Genomic DNA, 16,081 nt, shown 5'->3' on the forward strand with positions numbered 1-16,081 from the left:
ACACAAGTTATCCAAACGTTTTGTTAAAGATCTGTTGCAGCGTTTCGTGCTGCGAAGACCGACTATTTTAAAGTAAAAAGTCAGTCTGTCAAGTCCTTTTTTCGCTGCCGTTTCCGGCTGGTTGCTCACGATCCGTTGCGAGCCGCCTATTAAACTGGATTCCGTATTCCGTGTCAACCGTCTTTTTTTCGGTCAACCCCGAATCGGTTGGTGATCCGAGCCGCTCTGCCCTGAGCGAGCTGCGCATTTTAGACTCTTCTCGAAAAACGTCAACACTTTTTTTGAAAAAACCTATCCCGGCCTTCCATGACCCGGGATAGGCCTTCCGGCCATCTTAGGAAACGCGCACGCGCGCGAAGCGCCGCTTGCCCACTTGGTAGACGTGCTCACTGCCCGAGACACAAGCCAGACGCGGATCCTCGATGCGCTCGCCGTCGATGCGCACCGCGCCCTGGCCGATCATGCGGATCGCCTCGGAGGTACTCTTCACCAGCCCGGCCTCCTTGAGCAGGTTGGCGACCGGCAGGGCATCATCGTCCTGCGGAGCCACCGTCAGCGATTCGATCTCCTCGGGCATCGCTCCCTTCTGGAAGCGCGCGATGAACTCTTCCTGGGCACGACGCGCCGCTTCTTGGCCATGGAAACGCCCGACCAGCTCGAGCGCGAGCTCGAACTTGATGTCACGCGGATTGGCCCCCTCCTCGACCGCGCGCTGCCACCCCTCGATCTCGGCCATCTCACGCCGACTGAGCAGCACGAAGTAACGCCACATCAGGGTGTCGGACACCGACATGATCTTGCCGAACATCTCTCCCGGCGCATCGGTGATGCCGATGTAGTTGCCGAGCGACTTCGACATCTTCTGCACACCATCGAGCCCCTCGAGGATCGGTACGGTGATCGCCACCTGCGGCTCCTGGCCGAAGCTTTCCTGGAGCTGACGCCCCACCAGCAGGTTGAACTTCTGATCGGTACCGCCGAGCTCGACGTCAGCCTTGAGTTGGCAGGAGTCATAGCCCTGGATCAGCGGATAGAGGAACTCGTGCACGGCGATCGGCTGACCACCCTTGTAGCGCTTGGCGAAGTCATCGCGCTCGAGCATGCGTGCAACGGTGTGCCGCGCGGCGATCTGGATCAGGCCGGCGGCGCCGAGCTCGTCCATCCACTGCGAGTTGAAGACGACCTGGGTGCGCTCGGGGTCGAGGATCTTGAACACCTGCTCGCGATAGGTAGCGGCATTCTCCATGATCTGCTCGCGGGTGAGCGGCGGGCGAGTGGCGCTCTTGCCGCTGGGGTCGCCGATCATGCCGGTGAAGTCGCCGATCAGGAACAGCACCTCGTGGCCGAGATCCTGGAACTGACGCAGCTTGTTGATCAGCACGGTGTGGCCGAGGTGCAGGTCGGGCGCGGTGGGATCGAACCCGGCCTTGATGCGTAGCGACCCTCCACGCGCGAGCTTCTTGCGCAACAGATCCTCGACGAGGATCTCATCGGTACCGCGCTTGATGAGCGCGAGGGCGTGGTCGAGTGCTTCCATCGTTATCGTGTCTTCTCAGCTGTGGCGCGCCCTTGAGGCGCAAAGAGAAGAGCCTACGACGCCACCCAGGGGGACTCAAGCGCAATCGCTACCGACCGGGCACGGGCGCACCCATCCTTGTGAGAAGCCGTTCTTTGGGACTACACTAGGACTCGAAAATAAAGCCCTACATCATTGTAAATAAAAGATATTATGCGCGACTACAAATTCAGGCAGAGCGATATCCCGCTTCGCCCCCGCCGCAGACGCGGACCACGCGTGTTCCCGATCCTGCTGTTGCTCACGGTGGTCGGGGGCGCTGGTTATGGTGCCTACTGGTGGTTCGAGCACATGCCTCAGGGCCAGCCCCAGGCGGTCGACACCGACGCGCGCGTCATCCCGCTGGAGCTGCCGCCGCTGCAGGCCGAGCTGACCGAACTCCCGCAGAGCGGGACGACGACCGCCCCGCGCTGACCGCACTCAGGCCGAGAACGACGACCCGCAGCCGCAGGTGGTTGAGGCATTGGGGTTGCGGATCACGAACTGGGCGCCGTGCAGCCCCTCGGTATAGTCGATCTCGGCCCCCATCAGATATTGCATGCTCATCGGATCGACGAGCAGCTTGACGCCGTCGGTGACGACCTCGGTGTCGCCGTCCTCGGTACGCTCCTCGAAGGCGAAGCCATACTGGAAGCCGGAACAGCCGCCGCCCTGGATATAGACGCGCAGCATCAGCCCCGGGTTGCCCTCCTCGGCGATCAGCTCCGCCACCTTCGAGGCGGCCGACGTGGTGAAGACCAGTGGGGCATCGGTAGCGGCATCGGCGCTCATGACATGGACATCCTCGTGATGATGGTGATGTCTGCCGAGATGCGTCCCGCCGGGAGCAGGTTCAACCACGCGCCGGACACGGCAGCGCCCAGCGCCGGGTCAGTCGATCAGCTCCAGCGGCCAGGGGAAGGAGGCGCTGGTCGCAGCCAGGCGCTCGCCATCCGGCTCGATCTGGATCACCACCAGCTGCGGGGCGAAGCCCTCGGGCAGCATGAACCAGCCCGAGCAGTGCTGATAGTGTTCGAAGTCCATGCCGATCGTCGCCGGCTCGGCAGTCAGCTCATCGAGTCGCAACCGCGCCGGCTCATCGCCGCGCACCCCCTCGATGACCAGCACCACCCGCCCCTCGACCTGCCCCACCCCGTCGACGAGCTGGGTGAGCAGGAAGTCATAGCCATAGCGACGCGGCTGCGATTGCGCCGACAGCCGCAGATCGTGTGCGCGAACCGCCCCCTTGTCACCGGCCTGCAGCAGACGCTTGAGATAGGAGAGTTCGCGCGCCTGCTCGAGCCGCGCATCCTGTGCCGCCTCCAGGCGCGACTGCAGCACCCGCACCGTCTCGCGCTCGATCGTCCGGTCGCGTTCGAGGATCAGCGCCTGCTGGCGCGCCGCATCGAGTTCGCGGGCCAGCGTCTCGCGCTCGACCGCGAGCCTGGCCAGCTCCGGGCCGAGCTCGGTGCGCGCCGGGATGCGACCGAGTTCGTAACCGACGCCGCAGGCGAGCGCGATGAAGAACAGACACGCCAGCAGCGCGAACCCACGGGCCGAGCGCTCGCCACGGCTCGTCATTGGCTCAGGGCAGCAGCGCCAGGGCATCGAGCCCGAGCGACTCGTCGAGCCCGAGCATCAGGTTCATGTTCTGCACCGCCTGACCGGCCGCGCCCTTGACCAGGTTGTCGATCACCGACTGGACCACGACCACCCCCGAGTCGCCCTGACGGGTGACGGCGATACGGCACAGGTTGGAGCCACGCACGGTACGGGTCTCGGGGTGCGAGCCGGCCGGCATCAGGTCGACGAAGGGCTCGTCGGCATAGCGGCGCGCATAGATCGCCTCGAGATCCCGGCCGGGCTCGAGTTCGCGGGCATAGAGCGTCGCTTCGATACCGCGCACCATCGGCACCAGATGGGGCACGAAGGTGAGGTTGACCGGCGAAGCGGCGGCGGCGTTCAGGTTCTGGGTGATCTCCGGGCCATGGCGATGACCACCGGCGGCATAGGCCTTGAAGCTCTCGCCGACCTCGGCCATCAGCTGACCGACGTTGGCCTTGCGCCCGGCGCCGCTGACCCCCGATTTGCCGTCGGCGATCAGCCACGACGGATCGACCACACCGGCCTCGAGCAGCGGCAGCAGACCCAGCGTCACCGCCGTCGGGTAGCAGCCGGGATTGGCCACCAGACGCGCCTCGCGGATCGCCGCGCGGTTGACCTCGGGCAGACCGTAGACGGCCTCGGCCACCAGCTCGGGACAGGCGTGCGACATACCGTACCAACGCTCCCACTCGGCGATGTCCTTGATGCGGAAGTCGGCGGCGAGATCGACCACCCGGGTCCCGCGCGCCAACAGCTCCGGCACCAGCGTCATCGCCGTGCCGTTGGGGGTGGCGAAGAACACCAGATCGCAGCCGCCGAGGGTCTCGGCATCGGGCGCGCTGAAGCACAGGTCGACATGACCGCGCAGATGGGGGAAGAGCTCGGCGACCGGCAGCCCGGCCTCGCCGCGAGAGGTGATGACCGCGATCTCCACCTCGGGGTGACGCGCCAGGATGCGCAGCAGCTCGGCACCGGTGTAACCGGTACCACCAACGATTCCAACCTTAAACATGCTCAAGCCTCCATGCACGGACCAGCGAGGGGCCGCGCACGACGAGAATCCTTATAGAGGACAGCGGGCGGTGACCCACGCCATCGATCCGGCCCGACGGCGGGAAGGACGACGACCGGGGACACCGGACCTCGCCGCATCGATGATCGGGCGAGGACGGAACGCGCGGGGATCGGCGTCACGCCGATCGCGGCAGCGCGACCGACGGACTGGTGACGCACCCGGGGGGGTGCTCGCCTGACGGGTTCGGCGCAAAGGCCGCCGGAAGGCGGCCTCGCGAGTGCCGGGCGGGGCCGGCACCAGCGGATCCGGGACGGGATCAGCTGCAACCGCTGCCGGAACCACAGCTGGAGCAACCACCGCCCTGGACCTGGGGGAGGTTGTTGAAGACGAAGGTCGCGGTGCCTTCGCCATCATCGGAGAAGTCGATCTCGACGCCGCGAAGATACTCCAGCGTGCCATCGTCGACCACGACCTTGAAGCCGTCGCACTCGAGCACGCCATCGTTGTCGTTGATGGCATCGGTGAAGGTCATGCCGAAGCTGACGCCGCTGCAACCGCCGGGCGAGGCGAACACGCGAACCCCCTGCACGGTCGCGTCGACCTGTGAGAACAACTCCTGCATCTTCGCCTGGGCCGGTGCCGTCAGGGTCAGCTCCGCGTCGGTGAGCGCTGCGGACATGTGGGGCGAACCTCTTCTTCAGAAAACGGAAAAATAGTTCTTGAGCATAGCAAAAGCACTCAGGGGCATCCAGCAAGCGCGCCCGGCCTCAAGCGATCGGGGGCCCCGCTCAGAGCCGACCGTCGGCGATCAGCATGGAGAGATGACGCTCGGCGTCGAGCAGATGACGCGACCAGTGCAGCTCATAACCCGCGCACCAGGCCGCCAACGCCCACTCCGGGTCCTCGTCGTAGGCACAGAGTCCGGCCTTGAGTTCGCAGTAGATGTCGGTCAGGTCATCGGCGAGGCTGCCGGACATGGCCTCGCGCCCCTCACTGGCGAGATCGAACTCGAGCCAGTAACCGTCAAGATCGGCGAGCAATCGGCGCAGATGGGAGAAGAGCTCGAAGCGGGCATCGAGATCGACCGGCGGCACGTGACCGGCACCCAGTCCAGCCGCGCTCAACGGGGCGATGAGCGCATGCAGCCTGGGCAGCAGCACCGCCAACTCGGGCAGCCAGTGCAGCCGACCACGGGTCGATGACTCGATCAGGCTGCAGTAACGGCGCACCAGCGAGACGAGCTCGCCGCAGGGCGCTTCGGAGACGGGCGATGGGCGGGTGAGGACTTCCATGCCAAGGAGTGTAGCCGAGAATGCGGCCAAGTGACCCCAACTTGATCCAACCCCTTCGATCAGGACGCGATCCTCACACCTCGACCATCTCGAAATCCTCCTTGCCGGCGCCGCACTCGGGGCAGCGCCAGTCGGCCGGGACATCGGCCCAGCGGGTGCCGGGCGGGATGCCGTCCTCGGGCCAGCCCTCGGCCTCGTCGTAGATCAGTCCACAGACAATACAGAGATAGGTCTTCATCGGGGTGTACGACCTCAGGCTACTCCGCGCACCGAGCGGCCATGGTGTCGACACCCGGCCAGCACGCGCGGTTAAATACTGCCAGACACAATCGGGGGAGACCCCGCGGTTTTCAACGTCGACGACCGTCCCGACGGGTTCGGGACCGTGCCCGCGACGCGCTCGCGATCACCATCGATCGGCGGCTGATCATGCCCCTGATCGCCGCCGGGCGCAGATTCGCCGGGCAATCGTCGTCATCACGCCCGGCGCATCGACACCGGGCCTCTCGCGGAGATATCTCGAATGATCAATGACAGCCCTGAGCGGGCGGTGGTGCTCTGTATCGGCGGCCACGACCCGAGCGGCGGCGCCGGCATCATGGCCGATGCCGAAACGATCGCCGCGCACGGCGGCTTCGCGGTGAGCGCGATCAGCGCGCTGACCGACCAGGACACCTGCGGCGTGCGCGCCATCCACGCCCAGCCGGCCGAGCAGCTCGAGGCCCAGTGCCGCACCCTGATCGCCGACAGCGCGCCGCGCGCGATCAAGGTCGGGCTGCTCGGCAGCTCGCGCGCGGTCCGCGTGATCTCCACCCTCGCCGACGAGCACCCCGAGCTGCCGCTGGTGCTCGACCCGGTGCTCGCCTCGGGGACCGGCCAGCGTGTCGCCGACGCCGCGGTGCTCAACCAGCTGCGCCATAACCTGATCGCACGCAGCACCCTGGTGACCCCCAACCTGCCCGAGGCGCGCACCCTCACCGACCTCCAGGACCCGGCGCGATGCGCCGAACGGCTGCTCGGCAGCGGTGCGCGCTGGGTGTTGATCACCGGCACCCACGACACCACCGAGCATGTCACCAATCGTCTCTACGGTCGCAGCGGCGCGCGTCACCAGTGGGACTGGCCACGCCTCCCCGGCGAATACCACGGCTCCGGCTGCACCCTGGCGAGTGCCATCGCCGTGCGCCTGGCCAGGGGCGAGTCGATGGTCGATGCGGTGACCGCGGCCCAGGAGTACACCTGGAACGCACTCGATCAGGCCTTCCGCACCGGGCGCTGCCAGCTCACCCCCAACCGCTTCTACGCACAGTCGCACCCATGAGCCAGGCGTTGCACGGGCTCTATGCCATCACCCCCACCGCCCCGCACCCGCGCCCGCTCACCGAGCGCGTGGCCGAGGCCATCGCCGGCGGTGCGCGGCTGATCCAGTTTCGCGACAAGGGGACGGATGCGCGGGCGCGCGAGCAGCAGGCCCGCGCCCTGCTCGACTGCTGCCGCGCCGGCGGCGCGCGACTGATCATCAACGACGACCTCGCGCTCGCCGCACGCATCCACGCCGATGGCGTCCATCTCGGGCGCGACGACGGCGACCCGCGCGCCGCGCGCGCCTTGCTCGGCGAGGGGGCGATCATCGGCGTCTCCTGCTACGACGCGCTCGAGCGCGCCCGCCGGGCGGCGGCGGCGGGCGCGAGCTATGTCGCCTTCGGCAGCTTCTTCGCCTCGCCGACCAAGCCCGCGGCGGTACGCGCCACCCCCGAACTGCTCGACGCCGCACGGCGCGAGATCCCGCTGCCGCGAGTTGCGATCGGTGGGATCACGCCACAAAATGGCGGTTTGCTGATCGCGGCGGGAGCGGACATGCTCGCCGTCGTCAGCGGAGTCTTCGCGGCGCCCGATGTCGCCGTCGCGGCCCGCGCCTACACCTCACTGTTCCCCAAGGAGTCATCCTGATGAGCCGATCCCATGAACTCTTCGAAGCCGCGCAGCGCCACATCCCCGGCGGCGTCAACTCGCCGGTGCGCGCGTTCCGAGGCGTCGGTGGCGACCCGGTGTTCTTCGAGCGCGCCGAGGGCGCCTACGCCTACGACGCCGACGGCAAGCGCTATGTCGACTATGTCGGCTCCTGGGGCCCGATGATCCTCGGCCACGCCCACCCCGAGGTGCTCGGCGCGGTCGAGGAGCGGATGCGCAAGGGCCTGTCCTTCGGCGCCCCGACCGAGGTCGAGACCCAGATGGCCGACACCGTCTGCGAGCTGGTGCCGAGCATGGAGATGGTGCGCATGGTCAGCTCCGGCACCGAGGCGACGATGAGCGCGCTGCGCCTGGCACGCGGCTACACCGGTCGCGACAAGGTGGTGAAGTTCGAGGGCTGCTACCACGGTCACGTCGACTCGCTGCTGGTCAAGGCCGGCTCCGGCGCCCTGACCTTCGGTGAGCCCAACTCCCCCGGCGTCCCCGCCGCACTCGCCGAGCTGACCATCACCCTGCCCTACAACGACATCGCGGCGGTGCGCGAGACCTTCGCCGAGATCGGCTCCGAGATCGCCTGCATCATCGTCGAGCCGGTCGCCGGCAACATGAACTGCATCCCGCCGCTGCCGGGCTTCCTCGAGGGTCTGCGCGAGGTCTGCACCGAGCACGGCGCGGTGCTGATCTTCGACGAGGTGATGAGCGGCTTCCGCGTCTCGCTCGGCGGCGCCCAGGGCCACTTCGGCGTCACCCCCGACCTCACCACCCTCGGCAAGGTCATCGGCGGCGGCATGCCGGTCGGCGCCTTCGGCGGCAAGCGCGAGATCATGGAGCACGTCTCCCCGGTCGGCCCGGTCTACCAGGCCGGCACCCTCTCGGGTAATCCGATCGCCATGGCCGCGGGCCTCAAGACCCTCGAGCTGATCAGCGAGCCGGGCTTCTACGACCGTCTCACCGCCACCACCAGCGAGCTGCTCGCCGGCCTGCGCGAGCGCGCCGCCGCCGCCGGGGTGCCCTTCACCACCAACCAGGCGGGCGCCATGTTCGGCCTGTTCTTCAGCGCCGAGCCGGTCACCGGCTTCGACCAGGCGACCGCCTGCAACCAGGAGCACTTCAAGGCCTTCTTCCACGGCATGCTCGAGCGCGGCGTCTATCTCGCGCCCTCGGCCTTCGAGGCCGGCTTCGTCTCGATCAAGCACGGCGAGGCCGAGATCCAGGCCACCCTCGACGCCGCCGCCGAGGTGTTCGCCGAGATCGCCGGCTGACCCGGGGCGACCGCCCCCTCACCCGGACGGGCCCCGCCTGTCCGGGTCTTCTCACCGCCAAACCCCACCCGACACCGGCAGCCGAACCACCGCGCCCCGGCAACTGCCGCGACCGCCACACGCACACGCAACGCAACCGCGCGCACCGAACGAAGCGCGACGCGGACACGAAACGAAAACACCGCGACAGACCTCCCTTCCCGGCCATCAACACGATCCGCTGACAGCGCCTCGAAAAGACCGGCCTCCAGGCGAATGAAACACGCCCTCGAGCCCAGCGCCGACGCACACACCTCAATCCACTCAGGGTGACATGCCGGACGGTCACGGCACGAATCATCACCGCCGCCGCTCACGACAATTCAGCAGCTACCGAAAGCCTTAAAAAATCGCCATAAAAACAGCAATATAAATTCATCGTACAGGCTTTCGCGCGCGATATAACCGGGTCCAGAACAGAGATCAACCCCCTTCGCCCTATACGAAATATTCGCTTTGCTAATTCACTCATCAACGACCTCGACAGCCTCTCGGGCGCGACCTGCAGTCATTGACGGAATGATTGCAAATTCGTTTACACGGCACTAATGTCGCCACGCATCGAGTTCCACGAGGCCTTCCATCGATGTAGTGGAGGCCCAGATCTCAACACAGAGGATAGAGCGATGGACTATCAGAGCGTCTACAAGCATTCGATGAAAGACCCCGAGGCCTTCTGGGCGGAGGCGGCCAGCCTCATCGACTGGGACAAGCCGTGGGACAAGGTGCTCGACGACGCCAACAAGCCCTTCTACCGCTGGTTCAGTGGCGCGATGATGAACACCTGCTACAACGCGGTGGACCGTCATGTGATCGCCGGTCGCGGCGACCAGGCGGCGATCATCCACGACAGCCCGGTGACCGGCAGCAAGCGGGTGATCACCTACGCCGAGCTGCAGCAGCAGGTCGCGAAGATGGCCGGCGCGCTGCAGGCGCAGGGCGTGACCAAGGGCGACCGGGTGATCATCTACATGCCGATGGTGGCCGAGGCGCTGATCGCCATGCTCGGCTGCGCGCGCATCGGCGCCATCCACTCGGTGGTGTTCGGCGGCTTCTCCTCGCACGAGCTGGCCACCCGCATCGATGACGCCAAGCCGAAGATGATCGTCGCCGCCTCCTGCGGCATCGAGCCCAACCGCGTGGTGCACTACAAGCCGCTGCTCGACGAGGCGATCGAACTCTCCACCCACAAGCCCGAGCACTGCCTCGTGCTGCAGCGCCCCGAGGAGCCCGGCACCCTGGTCGAGGGTCGCGACCTCGGCTGGGCCGAGGCGCTCGACGCCGCCGAGCCGGCCGATTGCGTCTCGGTGGCCGCCACCGACCCGCTCTACATCCTCTACACCTCCGGCACCACCGGCCAGCCCAAGGGCGTGGTGCGCGACAACGGCGGTCACGCCGTAGCGCTGGCCTGGAGCATGGGCAACATCTACGACGTCCAGCCCGGCGAGGTGTTCTGGGCCGCCTCCGACGTCGGCTGGGTGGTGGGTCACTCCTACATCGTCTACGCCCCGCTGCTGCGCGGCTGCACCACCGTGGTCTACGAGGGCAAGCCGGTCGGCACCCCGGATGCCGGCGCCTTCTGGCGGGTGATCGAGGAGCACAAGGTCAAGGTGCTGTTCACCGCGCCGACCGCCTTCCGCGCGATCAAGGGCGCCGACCCCAAGGCCGAGCATCTCGGGCGCTACGACACCAGCTCGCTGAGCGCGCTGTTCCTCGCCGGCGAGCGTTGCGACCCCGACACCCTGCACTGGGCCGAGGACATCCTCAAGCGCCCGGTGATCGACCACTGGTGGCAGACCGAGACCGGTTGGGCGATCGCGGCCAACTGCATCGGCATCGAGCAGCTCCCGGTCAAGGCCGGCTCGCCGACCTGCGCCGTCCCCGGCTACGACATCCAGGTACTCGACGACGAGGGCGAGCCGGTCAAACCGGGCAACATCGGCCGGATCATGGTGAGGCTGCCGCTGCCGCCCGGCTGTCTGTCGACCCTGTGGGGCAACGACACCCGCTACGTCCAGTCCTACCTCTCGGCCGAGCCGGGCTACTACCTCACCGGCGACGCCGGCTATCTCGACGAGGACGGCTACGTCTTCGTGATGAGCCGTATCGACGACATCATCAACGTCGCCGGTCACCGGCTCTCGACCGGCGCGATGGAGGGCGTGCTCGCCTCGCACCCGGATGTCGCCGAGTGCGCGGTGATCGGCGCCGCCGACGAGCTCAAGGGCGAGCTGCCGCTCGGCCTGGTGGTGCTCAAGTCCGGGGTCGAGCGCGATCACGACACGATCAAGAAGGAGTTGGTCAAGCTGGTGCGCGAACAGATCGGTCCGGTCGCGGCGTTCAAGACCGTTGCCGTGGTCGAGCGTCTGCCCAAGACCCGCTCGGGCAAGATCCTGCGCGGCACCATGAAGGCGATCGCCGACGGCACCACCTACAAGCAGCCGGCAACCATCGACGACCCCTCGATCCTCGACGAGATCACCAGCTCGCTCAGCGCCATCGGCTACGGCCGTCACGACTGATCCCCCCGCGACGACCGTCCGCACGGACGGTCGCGTGCGCCGCCCGCCCCACCGGGCGGCGCACCCCACGCCACAGCTCCTCCGTCCGCCCCTCCCCAACACGCCCGACAAGATCGACTATCAGCCTGCTCAATCCGCAGCATTGTCGACAATCAGGATTGACATCGATAAAAAACACGCTATCTTCGCTGTCATTCTGTTGAAGTGTCGACAATCCAGATGACAAAGGCCTCCAACGCCTCAACCGAGCCCAGCTCCACCATCGCCGATCGCATCTTCGACCAGATGCGTCAGGCGATCGTCGAGGGCGGCATCCCCGCGGGCAGCAAGATCAGCGAGCCGGTGCTCGCCGCCCGCTACGGGATCAGCCGCGGGCCGCTGCGCGAGGCGCTGCGTCGGCTCGAGTCGATCAAGCTGGTCGAGCGCCGCGCCAACGTCGGCGCCCGGGTGATCCAGCTCAACAGCGACCAGCTGCTCGAGATCTACGACGTGCGCGAGGCGCTCGAGGGCATGGCCGCGCGGATCGCCGCCGAGCGCATGCCGGAGGGCGCGATCGAGGAGCTCAAGGCGCTGCTGGCGCATCATCGCGGCGACATCGCCCGCGACGACTGGCAGACCTACTTCCAGGAGGAGGGCGATCTGGATTTCCACTTCCGCATCGTCCAGGGCGGCGGCAACCGCCGACTGGTCGACATCCTCTGCAACGACCTCTACCACCTGGCGCGGATGTATCGCTGCCAGTTCGGGATGCGGAGCGAGCGGGCGCGGGACGCGCTCAAGGAGCACGAACTCGTCGTCGACGCCATCGCGGCGCGCGACGGCGAGCTGGCGGAGTGGCTGATGCGTCGCCACATCCGCGCCTCGCGCGAGGCCATCGCCCGGCGCCTCGTCCCATAGCGCGGACGACGACCGCGGGCCGGGTCCGCGCATCGAAATCACCACAGTCACGGACGCCGCACGCGTCCGGGCGGTTCAAGGAGACCCAACACCATGAGCGACACCATGACGGCCGGCGCACGACTGCGACTCGCGGTCCAGGAAGAGAACCCCCTGCAGATCATCGGCGCAATCAACGCCTATCACGCGATGATGGCCGAGCGCACCGGCTACCGCGCCATCTATCTCTCCGGCGGCGGTGTCGCCGCGGGCTCCTACGGCCTGCCCGACCTGGGCATGACCAGCCTCGATAACGTCCTCGAGGACGTGCGCCGCATCACCGACGCCACCCAGACCCCGCTGCTGGTCGACGCCGACACCGGCTGGGGCGGCGCCTTCAACATCGCCCGCACCGTGCGCCTGCTCAACCAGGCCGGCGCCGCCGGTTGCCACATCGAGGACCAGGTCGCGGCCAAGCGCTGCGGTCACCGTCCGGGCAAGGCGATCGTCTCGCAGGCCGAGATGGTCGACCGCATCAAGGCCGCGGTCGACGCACGCCGTGACGACTTCGTGATCATGGCGCGCACCGACGCGCTCGCCGTCGAGGGCATGGACGCCGCCATCGAGCGCGCCGTGGCCTGTGTCGAGGCCGGCGCCGACATGATCTTCCCCGAGGCGATGACCGAACTCGAGCAGTACCGTCAGTTCACCGCCGCGGTCAACGTCCCGGTGCTCGCCAACATCACCGAGTTCGGCGCCACCCCGCTGTTCAAGACCACCGAGCTCGCCGAGGTCGGCGTCTCCATGGTGCTCTACCCGCTGTCGGCCTTCCGCGCCATGAACAAGGCCGCGCTCAACGTCTACCAGGCGATCCGCAACGAGGGCACCCAGGCCGGCGTCATCGACACCATGCAGACCCGCATGGAGCTCTACGATTACCTCGGCTACCACGCCTTCGAGCAGAAGCTCGACGCCCTGTTCGAGCAGAACAAACCCGAGTAAATCCCTGACGCAGGAGACGCCCGGCCACGCCTCGGCCAGCGTCTCCCGCCCCGTCGCACGCGCCGCGTCCGGGGCCAACCCGATCCGAGGAGAGAACCATGGCCGAGACCTCGCAGACCCAGCTGCCCAAGCCGAAGAAGTCCGTCGCCCTGTCCGGCACCGCCGCGGGCAACACCGCCATCTGCACCGTTGGCCGCACCGGCAACGACCTGCACTACCGTGGCTACGACATCCTCGACTTCGCCGACCAGGCCGAGTTCGAGGAGATCGCCTACCTGCTCATCCACGGGCGTCTGCCCAACCACGCCGAGCTGGCCGCCTACAAGCGCAAGCTCAAGAGCCTGCGCGGCCTGCCCGCGGCGCTCAAGACCGCGCTCGAGCAGCTGCCGCCCTCGGCCCACCCGATGGACGTGATGCGTACCGGCTGCTCGGTGCTCGGCACCCTCGAGCCGGAGAAGGACGACATGTCGGTGGCCGGCGCACGCGACATCGGCGACCGGCTGCTCGCCAGCTTCGGCTCGATGCTGATGTACTGGTACCACTTCTCGCACAACGGGCGGCGCATCGAGGTCGAGACCGACGATGATTCGATCGGCGGTCACCTGCTCCACCTGCTCCACGGCGAGACCCCCTCGGACGAGTGGGTGCACGCGATGCACACCTCGCTGATCCTCTACGCCGAGCACGAGTTCAACGCCTCGACCTTCACCTCGCGCGTGGTCGCCGGCACCAACTCCGACATCTACTCGGCGATCACCGGCGCCATCGGCGCGCTGCGCGGTCCCAAGCACGGCGGTGCCAACGAGGTCGCCTGCGACATCCAGAACCGCTACGCCACCGCCGACGAGGCCGAGGCCGACATCACCGAGCGGGTCGCACGCAAGGAGATCATCATCGGCTTCGGCCACCCGGTCTACACCATCGCCGATCCGCGCAACAAGGTGATCAAGGCCGTGGCCAAGCGTCTCGCCGAGGGCAATGGCGACATGCGCATGTTCCAGGTCGCCGAGCGTCTGGAGACGGTGATGTGGGACCTCAAGAAGATGTTCCCCAACCTCGACTGGTTCTCGGCCGTGTCCTACGCGCAGATGGGCGTGCCCACCGCGATGTTCACCCCCTTCTTCGTGATCTCGCGGACCACCGGCTGGGTGGCGCACGTCATCGAGCAGCGCCAGGACGGCAAGATCATCCGCCCGAGCGCCAACTATGTCGGTCCCGAGGACCTCAACTGGCTGCCGATCAAGCAGCGCTGAGCCAGCTACCAGCTACCAGCTACCAGCTACCAGCTACCAGCTACCAGCTACCAGCTACCAGCTACCAGCTACCAGCTACCAGCTACCAGCTCGAGGCTGGAGCTGGTGGCCGGCGGCTGCAAGCCACCGCATTCCCAACCCACTGGAGACCTCATTCAAATGAGCGCACATATCGCCGACGCCAACGTTCGCCCCGATCCGGACCAGGAACTGGTCGCCATCGCCGACTACGTCTGCAACACCGAGATCGACTCGGCCGAGGCCATCACCACCGCCCGTCACTGCCTGATGGACTCGCTCGGCTGCGCCATGCTCGCGCTGCAGTACCCCGAGTGCACCAAGCACCTCGGCGCCATCGTCCCCGGCACCACCGTGCCCAACGGTTCGCGCGTGCCCGGCACCGCCTTCCAGCTCGACCCGGTCAAGGCCGCCTGGGACATCGGCGCCATGGTCCGCTGGCTCGACTTCAACGACACCTGGCTCGCCGCCGAGTGGGGCCACCCCTCCGACAACCTCGGCGCCATCCTCGGTCTCGGTGACTATCTCTCGCGCAAGGCGGTGGCCGACGGCGCCGCGCCCCTGACCGTGGGCGACGTGCTGCAGTACATGGTCAAGGCACACGAGATCCAGGGCGTGCTCGCCCTCGAGAACAGCTTCAACCGCGTCGGTCTCGACCACGTGCTGCTGGTCAAGGTGGCCTCGGCGGCGGTCTCGGCGCTGATGCTCGGCGCCGATCGCGACCAGGTCATTGACACCCTGTCGCAGGCCTGGGTCGACGGCCAGGCGCTGCGCACCTACCGTCACGCCCCCAACACCGGCTCGCGCAAGTCGTGGGCGGCGGGCGATGCCAGCTCGCGCGCGGTGCGTCTGGCGATGATGGTCGATCGTGGCGAGATGGGCCTGCCCTCGGTGCTGAGCGCGCCGACCTGGGGCTTCTACGACGTGCTGTTCAAGGGCAACAAGTTCGCCTTCCAGCGCGACTACGGCAGCTATGTGATGGAGAACATCCTGTTCAAGATCAGCTTCCCTGCCGAGTTCCACGCCCAGACCGCGGTCGAGTGCGCGATGCGCCTGCACGACCAGGTCAAGGACCGCATCGACGAGATCGAGCGCATCGAGCTGGTCACCCAGGAGTCGGCGATCCGCATCATCAGCAAGGACGGCCCGCTCTACAACCCGGCCGACCGCGACCACTGCCTGCAGTACATGGTCGCCGTGCCGCTGATCCACGGTCGTCTCACCGCCGCCGACTACGAGGACGGCGTCGCCGCCGATCCGCGCATCGATGCGCTGCGTGAGAAGATGGTGGTGCGCGAGGATCCGCGTTACACCGCCGAGTACCTCGATCCCGAGAAGCGCTCGATCGCCAACGCCGTGCAGGTCTTCTTCAAGGACGGCAGCAGCACCGAGCTGGTCGAGGTCGAGTACCCGATCGGTCACCGTCGTCGTCGCGCCGAGGGCATCCCGGTGCTCGAGGCGAAGTTCCTCGCCGCACTCAAGACCCGCTTCCCCAAGGGTCAGGCACAGCGCATCTACGACCTCTGCCAGGACGAGCAGCAGCTGATGCAGACCCCGGTGCACCAGTTCATGGACCTGTTCATGATCTGAACCCGGTCGCGCGCCCCCGCCGGGGCGCGCCCCGAGCGGGGTGGCCGAGGCCACCCCGCGCCCCTCTCTCCCCCCCGAGAT

The 16,081-nt window shown here is 67.3% G+C and carries 16 protein-coding genes; 9 read left to right on the top strand and 7 right to left on the bottom strand.

Features of this window, described 5'->3' with window-relative positions:
- Window positions 1-334: 334 nt before the first annotated feature.
- A complete protein-coding gene (tyrS, locus tag EBL85_RS14785; protein WP_123143303.1) occupies window positions 335-1,537 on the bottom strand; it encodes a tyrosine--tRNA ligase in 1,203 nt (400 codons plus the stop codon).
- A gap of 258 nt (window positions 1,538-1,795) precedes the next feature.
- On the opposite strand from tyrS, the gene EBL85_RS17250 reads away from it, so the two are divergent.
- Window positions 1,796-1,990: a hypothetical protein gene (locus EBL85_RS17250; protein ID WP_190287863.1), complete on the top strand. Its 195-nt coding sequence runs from the start codon at window positions 1,796-1,798 to the stop codon at window positions 1,988-1,990.
- Between the two features lie 6 nt (window positions 1,991-1,996).
- Here the strand turns inward: EBL85_RS17250 and erpA are convergent, their stop codons facing one another.
- The 6 genes from erpA to EBL85_RS14820 all read right to left on the bottom strand — a co-directional run bounded on the left by erpA (window position 1,997) and on the right by EBL85_RS14820 (window position 5,705).
- The gene (erpA, locus tag EBL85_RS14795) at window positions 1,997-2,347 is read right to left on the bottom strand and encodes an iron-sulfur cluster insertion protein ErpA (protein WP_123139319.1); all 351 of its coding nucleotides are present in this window, start codon (window positions 2,345-2,347) and stop codon (window positions 1,997-1,999) included.
- A gap of 99 nt (window positions 2,348-2,446) precedes the next feature.
- Window positions 2,447-3,136 carry a DUF6776 family protein gene (locus EBL85_RS14800; protein WP_123143304.1) on the bottom strand — a complete coding sequence of 230 codons (690 nt, stop codon included), beginning with the start codon at window positions 3,134-3,136 and terminating at the stop codon, window positions 2,447-2,449.
- 4 nt (window positions 3,137-3,140) lie between these two features.
- Complete coding sequence (gene argC, locus EBL85_RS14805; protein WP_123143305.1) at window positions 3,141-4,172, bottom strand: N-acetyl-gamma-glutamyl-phosphate reductase; 1,032 nt, start codon at window positions 4,170-4,172, stop codon at window positions 3,141-3,143.
- Between the two features lie 319 nt (window positions 4,173-4,491).
- The gene (locus EBL85_RS14810) at window positions 4,492-4,854 is read right to left on the bottom strand and encodes an iron-sulfur cluster assembly accessory protein (protein ID WP_005221723.1); all 363 of its coding nucleotides are present in this window, start codon (window positions 4,852-4,854) and stop codon (window positions 4,492-4,494) included.
- A gap of 109 nt (window positions 4,855-4,963) precedes the next feature.
- Window positions 4,964-5,467: a DUF5063 domain-containing protein gene (locus EBL85_RS14815; RefSeq protein WP_123139316.1), complete on the bottom strand. Its 504-nt coding sequence runs from the start codon at window positions 5,465-5,467 to the stop codon at window positions 4,964-4,966.
- Window positions 5,468-5,540: 73 nt separating this feature from the next.
- The gene (locus tag EBL85_RS14820; RefSeq protein WP_062276931.1) at window positions 5,541-5,705 is read right to left on the bottom strand and encodes a rubredoxin; all 165 of its coding nucleotides are present in this window, start codon (window positions 5,703-5,705) and stop codon (window positions 5,541-5,543) included.
- Window positions 5,706-5,990: 285 nt separating this feature from the next.
- Between EBL85_RS14820 and EBL85_RS14825 the strand changes: the two genes are divergently transcribed.
- From EBL85_RS14825 to EBL85_RS14860, 8 genes are all read left to right on the top strand, one after another.
- Window positions 5,991-6,788 (top strand): hydroxymethylpyrimidine/phosphomethylpyrimidine kinase, encoded by a 798-nt coding sequence (locus EBL85_RS14825; RefSeq protein WP_123139315.1) that lies wholly within the window; start codon window positions 5,991-5,993, stop codon window positions 6,786-6,788.
- Window positions 6,785-7,417, top strand: coding sequence for a thiamine phosphate synthase (gene thiE / locus EBL85_RS14830; RefSeq protein ID WP_123143306.1), 633 nt, complete (start codon window positions 6,785-6,787; stop codon window positions 7,415-7,417). Before EBL85_RS14825 ends, thiE begins: the two co-directional genes overlap by 4 nt.
- Window positions 7,417-8,700, top strand: a complete 1,284-nt coding sequence (gene hemL, locus EBL85_RS14835; RefSeq protein ID WP_062276924.1) for a glutamate-1-semialdehyde 2,1-aminomutase — start codon at window positions 7,417-7,419, stop codon at window positions 8,698-8,700. Before thiE ends, hemL begins: the two co-directional genes overlap by 1 nt.
- A 665-nt stretch (window positions 8,701-9,365) precedes the next feature.
- On the top strand, window positions 9,366-11,261 hold the full coding sequence (locus EBL85_RS14840; RefSeq protein ID WP_123143307.1) for a propionyl-CoA synthetase: 1,896 nt from the start codon (window positions 9,366-9,368) through the stop codon (window positions 11,259-11,261).
- Window positions 11,262-11,480: 219 nt separating this feature from the next.
- Window positions 11,481-12,158, top strand: coding sequence for a GntR family transcriptional regulator (locus tag EBL85_RS14845; protein ID WP_062276918.1), 678 nt, complete (start codon window positions 11,481-11,483; stop codon window positions 12,156-12,158).
- Between the two features lie 93 nt (window positions 12,159-12,251).
- The gene (prpB, locus tag EBL85_RS14850; protein WP_062276915.1) at window positions 12,252-13,139 is read left to right on the top strand and encodes a methylisocitrate lyase; all 888 of its coding nucleotides are present in this window, start codon (window positions 12,252-12,254) and stop codon (window positions 13,137-13,139) included.
- A gap of 98 nt (window positions 13,140-13,237) precedes the next feature.
- Window positions 13,238-14,392 (top strand): 2-methylcitrate synthase, encoded by a 1,155-nt coding sequence (prpC, locus tag EBL85_RS14855; RefSeq protein WP_123139313.1) that lies wholly within the window; start codon window positions 13,238-13,240, stop codon window positions 14,390-14,392.
- Between the two features lie 159 nt (window positions 14,393-14,551).
- The gene (locus EBL85_RS14860; protein ID WP_123139312.1) at window positions 14,552-16,000 is read left to right on the top strand and encodes a bifunctional 2-methylcitrate dehydratase/aconitate hydratase; all 1,449 of its coding nucleotides are present in this window, start codon (window positions 14,552-14,554) and stop codon (window positions 15,998-16,000) included.
- Window positions 16,001-16,081 lie beyond the last annotated feature (81 nt).

The organism is Marichromatium sp. AB32 (assembly GCF_003718675.1).
GTDB lineage: Bacteria > Pseudomonadota > Gammaproteobacteria > Chromatiales > Chromatiaceae > Marichromatium > Marichromatium gracile.